The organism is Affinundibacterium nitidum, assembly GCF_014284155.1.
In the GTDB taxonomy this organism is placed as follows: Bacteria; Pseudomonadota; Gammaproteobacteria; order Burkholderiales; family Burkholderiaceae_D; genus Undibacterium; species Undibacterium nitidum.
Window position 1 is genome coordinate 87,571 of sequence record NZ_JACOFZ010000009.1, and the last position, 14,344, is coordinate 101,914.

At 46.0% G+C, this 14,344-nt stretch carries 15 protein-coding genes and 1 pseudogene; 5 read left to right on the plus strand and 11 right to left on the minus strand.

Annotated features, from left to right (window positions below; translation table 11 throughout):
• Position 1 precedes the first annotated feature (1 nt).
• The 3 genes from H8K36_RS16790 to hemC all read right to left on the minus strand — a co-directional run bounded on the left by H8K36_RS16790 (position 2) and on the right by hemC (position 2,966).
• Positions 2 to 1,159, minus strand: coding sequence for a uroporphyrinogen-III C-methyltransferase (locus tag H8K36_RS16790; protein WP_186917671.1), 1,158 nt, complete (start codon positions 1,157 to 1,159; stop codon positions 2 to 4).
• Entirely contained in the window at positions 1,152 to 1,937 is a 786-nt protein-coding gene (locus H8K36_RS16795) for a uroporphyrinogen-III synthase (protein ID WP_186917672.1), read from the minus strand. The genes H8K36_RS16790 and H8K36_RS16795 overlap by 8 nt, the downstream gene beginning before the upstream one ends.
• A 75-nt stretch (positions 1,938 to 2,012) precedes the next feature.
• Entirely contained in the window at positions 2,013 to 2,966 is a 954-nt protein-coding gene (gene hemC / locus H8K36_RS16800) for a hydroxymethylbilane synthase (protein WP_329604237.1), read from the minus strand.
• A 305-nt stretch (positions 2,967 to 3,271) separates the two neighbouring features.
• On the opposite strand from hemC, the gene trpS reads away from it, so the two are divergent.
• Together trpS and H8K36_RS16810 are read left to right on the plus strand one after the other, a co-directional pair.
• A complete protein-coding gene (gene trpS, locus H8K36_RS16805) occupies positions 3,272 to 4,345 on the plus strand; it encodes a tryptophan--tRNA ligase (protein ID WP_186917673.1) in 1,074 nt (357 codons plus the stop codon).
• A gap of 16 nt (positions 4,346 to 4,361) precedes the next feature.
• Positions 4,362 to 5,576 (plus strand): winged helix-turn-helix domain-containing protein, encoded by a 1,215-nt coding sequence (locus H8K36_RS16810; RefSeq protein ID WP_222611257.1) that lies wholly within the window; start codon positions 4,362 to 4,364, stop codon positions 5,574 to 5,576.
• 12 nt (positions 5,577 to 5,588) lie between these two features.
• Here the strand turns inward: H8K36_RS16810 and ispH are convergent, their stop codons facing one another.
• Both ispH and H8K36_RS16820 read right to left on the minus strand, forming a co-directional pair.
• Positions 5,589 to 6,539 (minus strand): 4-hydroxy-3-methylbut-2-enyl diphosphate reductase, encoded by a 951-nt coding sequence (gene ispH / locus H8K36_RS16815; RefSeq protein ID WP_186917674.1) that lies wholly within the window; start codon positions 6,537 to 6,539, stop codon positions 5,589 to 5,591.
• An 8-nt stretch (positions 6,540 to 6,547) separates the two neighbouring features.
• Positions 6,548 to 7,003, minus strand: a complete 456-nt coding sequence (locus H8K36_RS16820) for an FKBP-type peptidyl-prolyl cis-trans isomerase (RefSeq protein ID WP_186917675.1) — start codon at positions 7,001 to 7,003, stop codon at positions 6,548 to 6,550.
• Positions 7,004 to 7,176: 173 nt separating this feature from the next.
• On the opposite strand from H8K36_RS16820, the gene radC reads away from it, so the two are divergent.
• From radC to rpmG, 3 genes are all read left to right on the plus strand, one after another.
• Positions 7,177 to 7,851 carry a RadC family protein gene (radC, locus tag H8K36_RS16825; protein WP_186917676.1) on the plus strand — a complete coding sequence of 225 codons (675 nt, stop codon included), beginning with the start codon at positions 7,177 to 7,179 and terminating at the stop codon, positions 7,849 to 7,851.
• Between the two features lie 153 nt (positions 7,852 to 8,004).
• Positions 8,005 to 8,241 carry a 50S ribosomal protein L28 gene (gene rpmB, locus H8K36_RS16830; protein WP_186917677.1) on the plus strand — a complete coding sequence of 79 codons (237 nt, stop codon included), beginning with the start codon at positions 8,005 to 8,007 and terminating at the stop codon, positions 8,239 to 8,241.
• Positions 8,242 to 8,282: 41 nt separating this feature from the next.
• A complete protein-coding gene (gene rpmG, locus H8K36_RS16835; protein WP_110257750.1) occupies positions 8,283 to 8,450 on the plus strand; it encodes a 50S ribosomal protein L33 in 168 nt (55 codons plus the stop codon).
• 217 nt (positions 8,451 to 8,667) lie between these two features.
• On the opposite strand, the gene H8K36_RS16840 is transcribed toward rpmG, so the two are convergent.
• The 6 genes and pseudogenes from H8K36_RS16840 to H8K36_RS16865 all read right to left on the minus strand — a co-directional run bounded on the left by H8K36_RS16840 (position 8,668) and on the right by H8K36_RS16865 (position 14,329).
• A complete protein-coding gene (locus H8K36_RS16840) occupies positions 8,668 to 9,870 on the minus strand; it encodes a DesA family fatty acid desaturase (RefSeq protein ID WP_186917678.1) in 1,203 nt (400 codons plus the stop codon).
• A gap of 119 nt (positions 9,871 to 9,989) precedes the next feature.
• Positions 9,990 to 11,297 carry a mechanosensitive ion channel family protein gene (locus H8K36_RS16845; protein WP_230404755.1) on the minus strand — a complete coding sequence of 436 codons (1,308 nt, stop codon included), beginning with the start codon at positions 11,295 to 11,297 and terminating at the stop codon, positions 9,990 to 9,992.
• 73 nt (positions 11,298 to 11,370) lie between these two features.
• Complete coding sequence (locus tag H8K36_RS16850) at positions 11,371 to 12,681, minus strand: RsmB/NOP family class I SAM-dependent RNA methyltransferase (protein WP_186917679.1); 1,311 nt, start codon at positions 12,679 to 12,681, stop codon at positions 11,371 to 11,373.
• A 105-nt stretch (positions 12,682 to 12,786) separates the two neighbouring features.
• A complete protein-coding gene (gene purN / locus H8K36_RS16855; protein WP_186917680.1) occupies positions 12,787 to 13,404 on the minus strand; it encodes a phosphoribosylglycinamide formyltransferase in 618 nt (205 codons plus the stop codon).
• A 110-nt stretch (positions 13,405 to 13,514) separates the two neighbouring features.
• Positions 13,515 to 13,925, minus strand: a pseudogene (locus H8K36_RS16860) (barstar family protein); the annotation flags it as partial.
• Positions 13,926 to 13,957: 32 nt separating this feature from the next.
• Positions 13,958 to 14,329: a guanyl-specific ribonuclease gene (locus H8K36_RS16865; RefSeq protein ID WP_186917682.1), complete on the minus strand. Its 372-nt coding sequence runs from the start codon at positions 14,327 to 14,329 to the stop codon at positions 13,958 to 13,960.
• Positions 14,330 to 14,344 lie beyond the last annotated feature (15 nt).

Below are 14,344 nucleotides of genomic sequence, written 5' to 3' on the forward strand. Positions count from 1 at the left end.
TTTAAGGCTTCACCTTGAAATTGCGAACAGAATTCAAGCTCTCAGTCAGAGCTGGCATTTCGATCGACAAATTATTACTCTGCACTTGTTTCAACAGTGACTGTGCGGTTTGCGCCTGCTTAGAGCGAACATCAAAGTATTTGGTAATGATGTCCTGAGCAGAAATCATATCGCTGCGGAAGGCCCCTTCGTTGCGAGACAATAATGCGAGGCGCGCATTCAACAAACGCAGTTTCAAATTCTCACGAGCGAAATACGCCTGCGAAGGACTCAACAACAAAGCCTCAGGATTTTCAACATTACGTACGCGTACTAATTGCTTCACTTCTGTCCACATTTCACTAGAGAAGCTTTGCCAGTAATCTTGAACCTTGGTCGAGAAAGTATTTTCGCCACTTGCCTCGTTTTCCTTATCCGTCTTACCTTTATTAGGTTTTGGCAAGACGCGCAATGGTGCCTTCGGGGCCGTCACAGTTGCGGGTGGCTTTTCATCAGACCACAACGGAATACTATCGACTTGAGCTATGACGCTATCCAAACGCAAAACCAAACCTGTCATATCGAGCTGCGGCAAAGTCTTGAGCATCTCGATATCTTTTGCAATCGCACGACGCACAGCAATGAATTGCGCCTTCTCCGACTTAGCCAATCGATTATCTGCATTTTGTAGAGCGATCAAGGCGCCTTGCACATTACCTGCCAATTGCAATTGTTGACTCGCCGTCGCCAACACTTGTTCAATCTCCGCCAAGGCCCATTCATCGCGATTTTTCGATAGGTCTTGATAGAGTTGCTCAAGCGCCAGTTGCTGTCCTTGTGCTTCCGCCTGCTTACCTTCTAACAAAGTGACTTTGGTTTGCAGGTCTTTCGATGTTTCTTGCACCGTCTTCGCAATTCCTTTAACTTCAATTGCAGAAACATCACTCAGTTGCAAACGACGCGCCATTTCGTCACGCAGGCTATGAATCTGTGTATTCGAGGCATACCAATGCATGGCCAACAAAACGGCCAGCACTGCCGACAATGCATATGGCGCTTGTTGGCTGCGCCAAAAGCTCGATGGCTCGGCCGCCGCTACAGTCACGACTGGGGCAACAGGATTATTTTCGGTCGAGTTAGGTGTCGACATAGCTTCAGGAATTATAGGTTGATCATTCATAACGAGATTGTAACGCGAGTGCGAGGTTTTCGTCGCCAGAAGCAGTCAATGAAACCGACTTGAAGCCCAATTCTTGTGCTTTTTCTGCAATCCGAGCATGTGGAACAAACAAAGACTGTTGTTGCATTTTAGCAACCATTTCAATTCCTCCTAGCTTTTCACTCCATGCGAGTAAGCGCGGCAACACCTCCGAACTAGTAACTATCCAAGCAAGCGCGGATGAAATCAATGTCAACAATTGGGATTGTTTATGCTGGTCAAACTCTGGAATAACTCGCTGATACGACGCCACCTGCGTCACCAGGATCCCCGCTTCACGCAAACTCGTCGCGAAGAAATCACGTCCAGAATCTCCACGTATGACCAACACCTCTTTCCCACTCATACTAGCGAGATCCAGCTCTTTTAGTAGAGTTTCGGAATCGGTTCGCTGTTTATCTTGAGGGCTGAACACTGGCGTCACCGCAAAATCAACCCCATGTCGTTTCAATGACAAGCGACTTGCCTGCCCCATCACAGCAAGACTCAGTTGCTGAGGCCGAACATAATCCAATTCTTTTAATCGAGAAAAAAAGGCCTCGACTGCATTTGGGCTGACAAAAACAAGCATTGTAAAAGCCTGAAGTCTTGCCAGTTGCTGGTCGAGATCTGTAGTGTTATCCAACGCGGCAATTTCAAACATAGGGAAGCTTACACAAGTCTTCCCTTGTTTCTGCAGCAGTGAAATTAACTCCTGCGATTGTCGTTCCGGCCGCGTAATAACTACTGGACTGAGCATATTCGCTTTCACTTCGAAATAATCACACAGAGTGTCGTGCTCCGTTTTTTTGGCTTAATCAGCCGAGCCTCTCCACTACGAAGTGGAAACATCTTCTTGTACTTTGCATTCGGCCAAAATTGCCTCTGCATTTTGCGCACGCAGTGCATCCACAATTTGCAGACCAAGCTTATTACCATCAACTGCCTGCCCCTGTAACTCAGCCTTCGCAGATTTCAAGCCATCTGGCGTTGCCACCATCGCACGCAAACGCATCGCACCAGCATTAATTTCAGCAAATGCCGCCAACGGAATCTGGCAGCTACCGCCAAATGCTTTCGAGACAGTACGCTCTGCATTCACCGCTTGTGAAGTTTCAAGATGATTGAGTGGTGCTAAAATTTCCTGCAAATCTTGGCGATCACTTCGGATCTCAATTGCCATCGCACCTTGACCAGCTGCCGGTAAACTCTCGACAGGATCTAAAAACGCTTTAATACGCTCGGGCAAACCCAAACGTTTTAAGCCTGCAGCAGCCAAAATAATCGCCGCGTATTCGCCCTCGTCTAATTTACGCAAACGAGTATCTAAATTCCCTCGCAACGGCTTAATGACCAAATGAGGAAACCTCGCTGAAATCAGTGCTTGACGGCGTAGACTACTGGTACCGACGATTGCACCGTGTGGCAGTTCGGCTAAGCTATTGAATTGTGTCGATACGAAAGCATCACGCGGATCTTCACGCTCTAAAACTGCAGCGAGACTAAAGCCTTCAGGCAAGTCCATCGGTACATCCTTTAACGAGTGAACAGCCAAATCCGCACGACCTTCCTCCATTGCCACTTCAAGCTCTTTCACGAACAAGCCTTTACCACCGACCTTCGACAAAGCACGGTCGAGAATCTGATCTCCACGCGTAGTCATACCCAAAATCTGAACCTCGCACTGCGGATACAAGGCTTGCAAACGGGCACGAACGTTCTCTGCCTGCCACATTGCAAGGCGGCTTTCACGGGACGCGATAATAAGTTTGGTTGGTGATGGCTTCACAAAATGACTTTCTATTTAAATTCTGCATGAACTGCGTTTGACGCTCGCTAGCCTCTGACCACAGTCGGAAAAGCCGAGATTTTAACATGTCACCCCATACAATTCTTGACAAAAAACAGGAAAAAACGGCATCATGCCTGCATGTATTCATCATTTACACTTCATTGCGGTCATTGGCGTAACACCTATTTTTAGGGTGGCGCCCCGTTACGACTACAATCAAGACAAATTTTATGATGCCGCCCTTCAGGAATTGAAGCGCGGCATTTTCATTTATTACCTTATTTTCATTTTTTGGATTTTTCATGAGCGAACAAGTAGCGAACCCAGCAGCAGAAAGCAATGACGCAGTAAAAGCATCTGCGCAGCCTTCAGCCAATAAGCAACATTTAATCTTGACTGGCGATCGCCCAACTGGACCGCTACATTTGGGCCATTTTGTTGGCAGCTTGCGCAACCGCGTCACCTATCAAGACCAATACAAGCAGTACATCATGATCGCCGATGCACAAGCCTTGACCGATAACATGGATGACCCAGCCAAAGTGCATAACAATGTAATCGAAGTTGCATTGGATTATCTTGCGGTAGGCATCGATCCAAGTAAATCTACAATTTTCATTCAGTCGCAAATTCCAGAGCTCACGGAACTCACCTTCTACTACATGAATTTGGTGACCATCTCTCGTTTAGAGCGCAATCCAACGATTAAACAAGAAATCATCTTGCGTAATTTTGAGCGTGATATTCCTGCGGGGTTCTTCACCTATCCAGTTAGCCAAGCAGCTGACATCACAGCGTTCAAGGCAACGTTGGTGCCGGTTGGCGATGATCAAATTCCGATGATTGAACAAACCAACGAAATCGTACGTCGCTTTAACCGATTAGCGAAAAAGGATATCTTGGTCGAATGTGAAGCATTGGTGCCAGAAATCGGCCGCCTCCCAGGCATCGACGGCAAAGCAAAGATGAGTAAATCGTTGGGCAATGCAATCAACTTAGGTGCCAGCGAAGCTGAAATCAAACAAGCTGTACGCAATGTTTACACTGACCCGTTGCACCTGCGTGTCGACGACCCTGGACACCTTGAAGGCAATGTTGCCTTTACCTATCTCGATGCTTTCGATACTGATAAAGAATCCTTACAAGCGATGAAGGACCACTACGTGCGCGGTGGTCTTGGTGACAGCAAAGTGAAAGCTCGCTTAGAAGGCATTCTGCAAGATATGCTACGTCCGATTCGCGAACGTCGCCAAGAGTACGAGAAAGACCGCGGTCACGTTTTGCAGCTATTAAAAGAAGGCACTTACCGTGCACGCGAAATCGCAGCAAAGACCAATGATGAGGTCAAAGCCGCGATCGGACTTAAGCATTTCTAATGCCGAGCAACACAGTATGACTATAAGCCTAAGCGCAGTCCGAAATATTCATCTTGCAGCGCAAGGCTTATTGTCACCGGCCAAAACAAAGGCAACCAAAGAAGACGTTCTTGCCTGCATACGACGCATGGGCGTGCTGCAAATTGATACGATTCATGTCGTCGCCCGCAGCCCTTATCTGGTGCTATGGAGCCGATTAGGTCAATACACCTCGTCTTGGCTGGATGAACTACTCGCCGAGGGACAGCTTTTCGAATACTGGTCTCACGAAGCGAGCTTTTTGCCGATAGAAAGCTTCAGTCGCTATCGCCATCAAATGCTTAAGCCAGAAGGTTTAGGTTGGAAATACAATCAAACTTGGCTCCAAGAAAACAGAACTCAAGTCAAACAAGTTCTGCAACACATTAAGAAATTTGGCGCTTGCCGCTCTGCTGATTTTGAGCGCAAAGATGGCAAAGGTGGTGGTTGGTGGGATTGGAAACCTGAAAAACGTTCGCTCGAAGTTTTGTTCACCACTGGCCAGGTCATGGTCTCCAAACGCCAAGGCTTTCAGCGCGTCTATGATCTTACCGAACGTGTACATCCCAATTGGAACGACAAACGCGATATGCGGCCTGTCCTCGACGAACAACGAGATCAAGTAATCGACGCGGTACGCGCATTGGGTGTTTGCAAAGCAAGCTGGATTGCAGATTACTTTCGTATGAAAAAATTGGCACCAGACATCACACCGGAATACCTATGTCAACAAGGCTTCTTGAAGCAAATAGAAGTCGAAGGCTGGGCAGGCTCTGCGTTTTACCACCCAGACCATGAGGCCTTAGTCAATAAAGCAAAGCAAGGAAAACTTCGCGCCACACACACTTGCTTACTATCCCCATTTGACCCTGTCGTGTGGGATAGAAAACGAGCCCTAGAATTATTCAACTTCGATTATCGCCTCGAATGTTATACGCCCGAGGCAAAACGTCAATTTGGCTATTTTACATTGCCGATTTTACGCAAAGGCCAGTTGATCGGACGTGTCGATGCCAAAGCACATCGCAAACTCAAGGAAATGGAAATAAAGTCTGTGCATCTCGAAGAAGGAGTCGAGATCAGTGAGTCACTGTGTAAAGACTTGGCGAAAGCTTTAAGCGCTTTCGCCAAGTGGCATGAAACGCCAGGCATTCGTATTGAACGCTGCGATCAAAAAATCTTAAAGAAAGGTCTGATCGCGCTACTCAACTGAGAGTTGATGCCTTTAGGGTTTAGGTAAACGATTCAGCCCCTTCGGCAGAGGGAATGTCACATTCTCTTCTTCGCCTTCTAGCTTTCGCACACTCTTGACGCCAAATTTCTGCAATTGAGCAATCACTTGGTTGACCAAAATCTCAGGCGCTGATGCGCCTGCGGTAACGCCCACTCGAACTGCACTCGCCAGCCATTTAGCATCGATATCTTCTGCTTTATCCACCATATACGCGGCGGTTCCCATCTTCTCGGCAACTTCGCGCAGTCGATTGGAGTTTGAGCTATTTTTGCTGCCCACCACGATCACCACGTCCACCTGCGGTGCCATAAATTTGACGGCAGCTTGACGGTTGGTGGTCGCATAGCAGATATCACCCTTCTTAGGCTCAGCAATTAAAGGGAAACGACTCTTGAGGGCAGTAATAATGTCTGCTGTGTCGTCCACCGACAAGGTCGTTTGCGAGACATAGGCCAACATTGCAGGATTGGTCACTTCAAGTTTTGCCACATCTTCGACGGTCTCCACCAGATACATGCCATCTTCACTCTGGCCCATCGTGCCTTCAACCTCTGGATGGCCTTGGTGGCCAATCATGATGATTTCACGACCTTCTTTGCGCATTTTTGAGACTTCGATATGTACTTTGGTCACCAAGGGGCAAGTTGCATCAAAAATTTTCAGCCCCCTCTTTTCCGCATCTTCGCGAATCGCTTGTGACACACCGTGAGCAGAAAAAATCAAAGTATTCCCCGCTGGAACGTCATCGAGTTCTTCGATAAAGATCGCCCCTTTTTGTCGTAAATCATTTACCACATAGGCATTATGAACAATCTCGTGACGCACATAAATCGGTGCGCCAAATTGGGCCAGCGCTAACTCAACGATATCGATCGCACGATCGACACCTGCACAAAAACCGCGAGGCTGTGCCAGTAAAATTTCTTGGTGTATTTCACTCATGGGGCGACTCACAAAATGCCAATAATCTTGGTTTCAAACAATACGCGTTGACCAGCCAACGGGTGATTAAAGTCGAACAAAGCAGACTCATCATCAATTTCTTGAATCACCCCAGCGAACTTCCCGCCCGATGGAGCCGAAAAGTCGATCAAATCACCCACCTTAAATTCCTCGCCAAATGCAGAGTTTTCACGCAAAGTCTTCAGCGAGACACGCTGAATGAGGTCTGGATTGCGCAAGCCAAAAGCCTGCTCTGGTGGAAGTTCTTGCGTCGTATGGGATCCTTCTTCTAAACCCAATAGAGCCTCTTCCAAACTGGGTGCCAACTGGCCTTGACCGAGTAACAAGGTGGCAGGACTTTCATGAAAAGTCGAAATAATATCTTCACCATCCAAAGTGGCAAGACGGTAATGCAGTGTCAAATAAGCACCATTGTTAACGACAAGTATAGACTTTTCGGACATAATTTATTGATCGGAGTCGCAAACTCATGGCAGTTTCTACCAAATTTGTTCGACTCCGCCTTTCAAATGGGATTTCATTAGCAACAAAACCGCTATTGTAAGGCAGACCGAGTGGAATTGCTTCCAAACCCGCCAGAACAGACCGGTCTAGCAGCATATGGAGAACGAAAAGTATGGGAATTAATCATTGGCCAGAAGATCAACGTCCCCGCGAACGTTTGATTCGACAAGGTGCTCAGGCATTATCTGATGCTGAGCTCCTTTCGGTTTTTCTGCGTGTTGGTGTTCGCGGCAAGAGCGCGGTCGACCTTGGTCGTGAAATGCTTGAAGAATTCGGTTCTTTACGCACCTTATTTGCAGCAAATTTACACGACTTCTCTAAAGTTCATGGGCTGGGCAGTGCAAAGTTCGCGCAATTACAGGCCGTACTAGAGCTTGCCAAGCGCTCTATCTCTGAAGAGTTACAAATTAATTCAGCCTTATCGTCGCCGCAAGCAGTCAAACAATTCTTGCAACTTCAAATCGGGAATAAACAGTATGAGTCGTTTACTGTGCTTTTTCTTGATGTCAAAAACCGTTTAATCAGTGCCCAGGAACTTTTCCGTGGCAGCTTAAGCCATGCCAGCGTGTATCCTAGGGAAGTGGTCAAAACCGCACTGAGCTTTAACGCTGCGAGCCTGATCCTCGCGCATAATCATCCCTCTGGTTCAAGCGAGCCTAGCCAAGCCGATTTGAGTCTGACACAGACCTTAAAATCAGCCCTTGGTTTAGTTGATATTCGCGTCCTTGATCATTTTATTGTGGCGAACAACCAAATCTATTCTTTCGCTGAAAATGGGCGGATTTAGGCGTTCTCATAGAGGAAAATCGACCCAAATTCAAATTGTTAAATCCTAAAAAAGAAAAAAGACACAATTGTTTTTCGCAAGTCGTTGATATTCCGTAGTTTTTTCGTTATACTCTCATTTTTTCCAATTTCGGAAATCATTAAGGAGTGAAACATGGCGCGTGTATGCCAAGTTACAGGGAAAGGGCCAATGGTTGGCAACAACGTTTCCCATGCGAACAACAAAACTAAACGTCGTTTTTTGCCTAACCTGCAAAATCGTCGCTTTTTCGTAGAATCAGAGAATCGCTGGGTTTCCTTGCGTTTGTCTAACGCAGGTTTGCGTATCGTTGACAAAATCGGTATTGATGCCGTTTTGGCCGACTTACGTGCTCGCGGCGAAAAAGTCTAAGCTGACGCTGTTTATACAGAAATAATTGTTAGGAAAATATCATGGCTAAATCTGGTCGCGACAAAATCAAATTAGAATCGACAGCTGGTACGGGTCACTTCTATACGACATCCAAAAACAAACGTACGATGCCTGAAAAAATGGAAATCATGAAGTTTGATCCAAAGGCACGTAAGCACGTTATCTACAAAGAAACAAAAATTAAGTAATTTTTACTTAGTTTCTGCTTTGGTAGAATGTCAAAAAAAACCTGCAACCATGCAGGTTTTTTTTCGTTCGCCAATCTACTCCGCTCCCCCTGCAGCAAATATTTGAAGCTCACCCTCTATCCATAACTGCGCCGAGCAAATCTCAAATCTATGCAAGTGAAACAAGTATAAAAAAAATGGCGCACTAGGCGCCATTTTTCAAATTAAGATTCACCGATTAGGCGTAAGTACGCAGACGCAGTGAGAACTCTTCCAAAGCCTTGATACCTGAGGCTTCAGCGCGTGCGCACCAGTCTTGTAATTGCGCCACCAGCTGTTCACGCGTTGCACTAGAACGCTCCCAAATCGCATTTAGCTCGACACGCATATCATGCATGGTTTTCAATGCACTACTGTGATCAAACAATTCGCGCAAGGTTTGTAATTGCGTTGCTTCCAACTTACCTGGCTCACGCTGTAATGCTTTCTTCGCTGACTTGAGGAAGCTCTTTTCTAACTGAGCCTTTTCACGCAACTGTTGAAACTCTTCGCTCCATTCTTTTTTCAAAGACTTCGCATATTTCGCCATGACATCATAGCGATTCGTAATCACTGCTTGTAAAGTCTCAACGTCAACCAGCATTTTCTCTTTAGAAAACTTAGGACGCGGTGCAACTTTCTTCACTTTCGCAAGACCGATTGTCTCCAAGATACGGATATATCCCCAACCGATGTCGAACTCATACCATTTAGAGGACAACTTTGCAGAGGTACCGAACGTATGGTGGTTATTATGCAGCTCTTCGCCGCCAATCAAGATGCCCCAAGGCACGATGTTAGTTGCTGCATCGCTGCATTCGTAGTTACGATACCCCCAATAGTGACCAATACCATTAATAATTCCGGCTGCTGTCACTGGAATCCACAACATCTGAACTGCCCAAACGGTAACACCGATCACGCCAAACAAAAGAAAATCAATAATCAACATCAGTGCCACGCCTTGCCAACTAAAGCGAGTATACAAATTACGCTCGATCCAGTCGTCAGGTGTTCCATGCCCGTATTTTTGAATCGTTTCCAAATTCTTGGATTCAGCACGATACAACTCTGCACCTTCAAACAACACTTTCTTAATGCCACGTGTGACCGGGCTATGCGGATCTTCTTCAGTTTCACATTTTGCATGGTGTTTACGATGTACTGCTGCCCACTCTTTAGTCACTTGCCCTGTCGTCATCCACAACCAAAGGCGAAAGAAATGACTTGGAATTGCATGCAATTCAAGCGCACGATGTGCTTGGCAACGATGCAAAAAGATCGTGACGCTAGCGATCGTGATATGCGTAACCACCATCGTAAAAATAAACACTTGCCAAGCTGTGGCACGGGTAAATCCATTACTCAGGAAATCCACGGCGCTATCAATAAAATTACTCAAAATATATAACCACTCCAAATGATTTCAAAACTTTGCTGTCGAACAACTCGACATCACACACCACTAAATTGTACGCTCGTTTCTGCATGCAGTCGCAGATGCCCAACACAAAAACGACGCTATCTCTTTGTTTCTGCTTGATAAATTGTTATGTCTCTATGAGGATATGGCAATTCAACATTCAATTCTTTTAATAACTTCCAAATGATGCGGTTCACCTCGGAAGTAATATTGGTGCGTCCATTTTCTGGATCGTCAATCCAAAAACCAACGCGCACATCAAAACCGTCCGCACCAAAACGAATTAAATAGGAAGAAGGCGGAATTGTTTTCGAAACTCGAGGCACCTCACTCACCACCTCAATCAGACGGGGCAATAAGACATCAAGATCGGTCTTATAATCGACGGTAAAATCCGTGGTTATGATCACCGCTCGGTCTGTTAGTGATAAATTTTGCACCGGATTCGATACCAGCATCTCGTTGGGGATAATCGATTCCACACCGTCAAGTCCCTTTAAGACCGTATAACGTGTATTGATTTGGGTGACGCGACCGCTAAATTTATCCACCGTAATCATATCGTCGATCGACAAACTACGATCAAAAAGGATAATGAATCCAGACACATAACTGCTGGTAATGCGTTGCAAACCGAGGCCTAAACCAACACCCAGTGCACCACCAAAAACCGATAACACAGTCAAGTCGATACCAACCAAGGATAGACTGATCAGGATCGCCATCAAGATGAAAATCGCTCGTCCTAGGCGCGACAACACGACTTTTAGAGAAGAGTGCATGCTCGGTATAAGCATCAAACGCGCTTCCAACATCGCACTGATCCATAAAGCGAGCACCACCGTCAATGCGACAGATGCAAGTCCTTGCAAAACAGCTAGCAAACTTACTTTACTTTTACCCAGAGGCAGTACCACTTCTGAGAGACTTAGCAATAGTTCGTCCCATAGACCCGTCATATAAAGGACCACGCCCAGCCAAACCAAAGACGCGAATACCTTTTCAAAAACTAACAAGGTATTACCAACAGTTCCTTCACGCACGAATGCGCGGCGAAAAACGTAAAAACTAAAACGAATTAGGGCAAAACTAGTCAATATAGGAAACGACAGTTTCAACAAGCTCGTATGCTGAAATTTAGCGAGAAAAAATTTCGCCAAAAACAAAAATGCCAACGCCAACAGCGGCCAAAGCACTCGAGAGAAACTCTCCACCCCAAGCTTGACCACATCGGAACTATCTCCGACTTTGGCAAACATTCTGTGCAATTGCTTGGATAAGAACCATGCCAAGACGAAACACAGAACGATGCTAACCACCTGCCATACGAAAGTCGCATCGCCAAAATCGGCTGAGATATCAGAAACCAGATGGGAAATGGAATGGGTGCCCATGATCAATTTCATTCTTCGCTTATTCTCTACTCATGTTCAACTTGCGTTCTACTCAATTTCTAGCAACGCTCATCATTCGAAACAGTTACTCTTCGCTCGCTTCCTCGGCCTTTGCAGGCTTAGGAACTTTTGTAATCTCAAGTTTTTTGCGTTGCAATACTGCGGCGAAGAAACCATCAGTCTGATGTAAATGCGGATACAGTTTTAGGTAATCGCCCATCTCAATTGCAATCTTTTGCTCAGCCAAAACTTGAGATACCGGCAACAATTCAAAGTCAGGATGATTGTTTAGGAAATCACTAACAATACCTTCGTTTTCTTCATCCAAGATACTGCAGGTTGCATACACCAAACGACCACCTGCCTTCACAAGGCGCGCAGCGCTGTCAAGAATCGATGCTTGTTTTTCGTTGAGCTCAGCTACACCCTTTTCCGTTTGACGCCATTTAACGTCTGGATTACGACGCAAGGTCCCGAGTCCGCTACATGGAGCATCAACCAAGACGCGATCAAGCTTACCCGCCAGACGTTTGATCTTTGCATCACGTTCATGCGCGATTACCACTGGATGGACATTCGACAAACCACTACGTGCCAAACGTGGCTTTAATTTAGCTAAACGTTTCTCAGAGATATCGAATGCGTACAAACGTCCGGTATTTCTCATAATGGCTCCAAGAGCCAAAGTTTTACCCCCCGCACCGGCACAGAAATCGGCAACCATCTCACCGCGCTTAGCGCCAACTAACTGAGCGAGCACTTGACTACCCTCGTCTTGCACTTCGATCGTACCGTCCTTAAACAGCGGCAAATTTTGAATTGATGGTTTTTTCAGGATACGCAATCCTGTGGCAGAAAATGGGGTAGGTTCGGCAATAATCGGTGCCTGCGCCAAAGAAGTGATCACGTCATCACGATTCGACTTCAAGGTATTTACTCGCAAATCCAGTGAGGCCGGCGTATTCAACGAGGATGCCAATTTCAAGGCATCTTCTTCGCCAAATTTTGACTGCAACTTTTGCCACAGCCAGTCTGGCAAGTTTGATTTGAGCGCGATCGGCAAATGCGTACGATCAATATCCATCACCCGACGCAACCAAGCATCTTCATCTTCGGTTAAACCACCTAAGGAATCGATCCCAACGGCATCTGCCAAACCAAGCAATGTTAAACGACGCATCGCTGAGCCTGAACCAGACTCTGAAAAACTGGTGTAAACACTTTTGTTACGAAGCAATCCATAAATCGCCTCGGCAATCACACCACGTTCACGTGAACCCAAACGTTGATGTTCGCGGAAATAACGTGAGAGCGTACCGTCAGCAGGCCCAGTAAAACGCAAAATTTCACGTAGAACTTCTTCTGCATGGCCAATAATAGCTGGTGGTAATCTCATGGTATTCCTCGGTAACTTTGATATAAACAGTAATGCTGAACGGCACAAATGATCGTCATCATTCGCGCACTTAAAATTTTTATCGGCAGCTTAAAGCTGTCGGTGTTAGAACTGGCTGGTGTCAGCCTTAATCAAAACGCGATCGCCTTGTACTTCAAGCTTGTCTTCGATAAACAAGCGTACTGCACGTGGATAAATTAGATGTTCTTTTTCCAAAAGGCGTTGCGCTAGTGACTGCTCCGTATCATCAGACAGAACGCGAATACAAGCCTGATCGATAATCGGGCCGTGATCAAGTTCAGCGGTCACAAAATGGACCGTCGCACCGTGTAGCTTGACCCCAGCATCTAGCGCTTGTTGATGAGTATGTAACCCCACAAAACTAGGGAGCAACGATGGATGAATATTGATAATGCGATTCTGGTAGTGCTGCACGAAAGCCGGCGTCAAAATTCGCATAAAGCCAGCCAACACCACTAAATCGGCTTGGCATTGATCAATCACCTGCTGTAAGTTTTGGTCAAAAACCTCACGCGTCAACCCTTTACTTTCTACTACTTGGGTTGGAATACCCTGACTTTGCGCGAATTGCAAACCAGCCGCATCAGCCTTATTACTGATAACAGCAACGATCTGCGCGGGCCATTGTTCTTTCTGGGAAGCTTGGACGATGGCTTGCATATTGCTGCCGCGTCCAGAAATAAGGATAACGATCTTTTTCATGCCAGCATTGTACCCGTCTCAGGCTTGAAGCCCAAGAGAAAAGCCCGGAATTGGGAGGCTTACTCGCTTTTCACTATCATTTAAACAATAAAACAGCCTAGATAGTCATTTCAGACAAAGGAGTAAAACATGCGGAAAGGAATCTGACGCTTATGCCAAAATTCCGCTGCGTCGCGAAAAACATCAATCAAAGTTTCCCGAGCGTCACGGTCAAATTCCTCGGTAAATGGCAGTTGCTCAACGACCACGACGAATCCATTTTGTTTGCCGGCTTTATAAATTGAGTCGGTCAAACAGTCGTACAAAGCGTCAAAATTATGGCCGAAATGCGCGGGAAAACCAAAATGATGTCCTATCTCCTTTAGTACATCTTCTTTGCTTTTTGCGTCGCCACAATACGCATAGAGGAAGTGCTGACCTAAATCAGCGGCGTCTTGACGCAGCTCGCTAATTCGAAAAGCACGAATCGATTGCACGACATTACTAGAAATACTACTGAGCAAACTCATTTCAACCTCAACGAAAATATAGACTCACAACTCATCTAAAAAGCTTAATTGATCACTTCGCGAAAGCTCCGATAGTGGTCATCGGTATAGTAATAACGGTAGCTCGGGCTTTGCCCACCTGTCACTATCCGTTTTGCACCGCGATTCCTTGCGTAGGGAGTTTTGACCGTATATTCACGATAATAACCACGCTGGCGCTTAGGTAATTGTTTTTCATAGTTACCAAAAACAGATCCATCTTTCTCATAAGGAAATGGTCCTCCTTGCTTAATTAATTCGATGGTTATCTTTGCTTCTCTCGGCAGCTGACCATATGAAATTACACCTAAATCTGCGGCAGCAGAGAAATTACCAAGTCCAACAAGCCAAGCGAATAAAGTGAACTTAAAGAACAGAGAAAGTCGAGCGAAAATCATATTTTAAAACACACA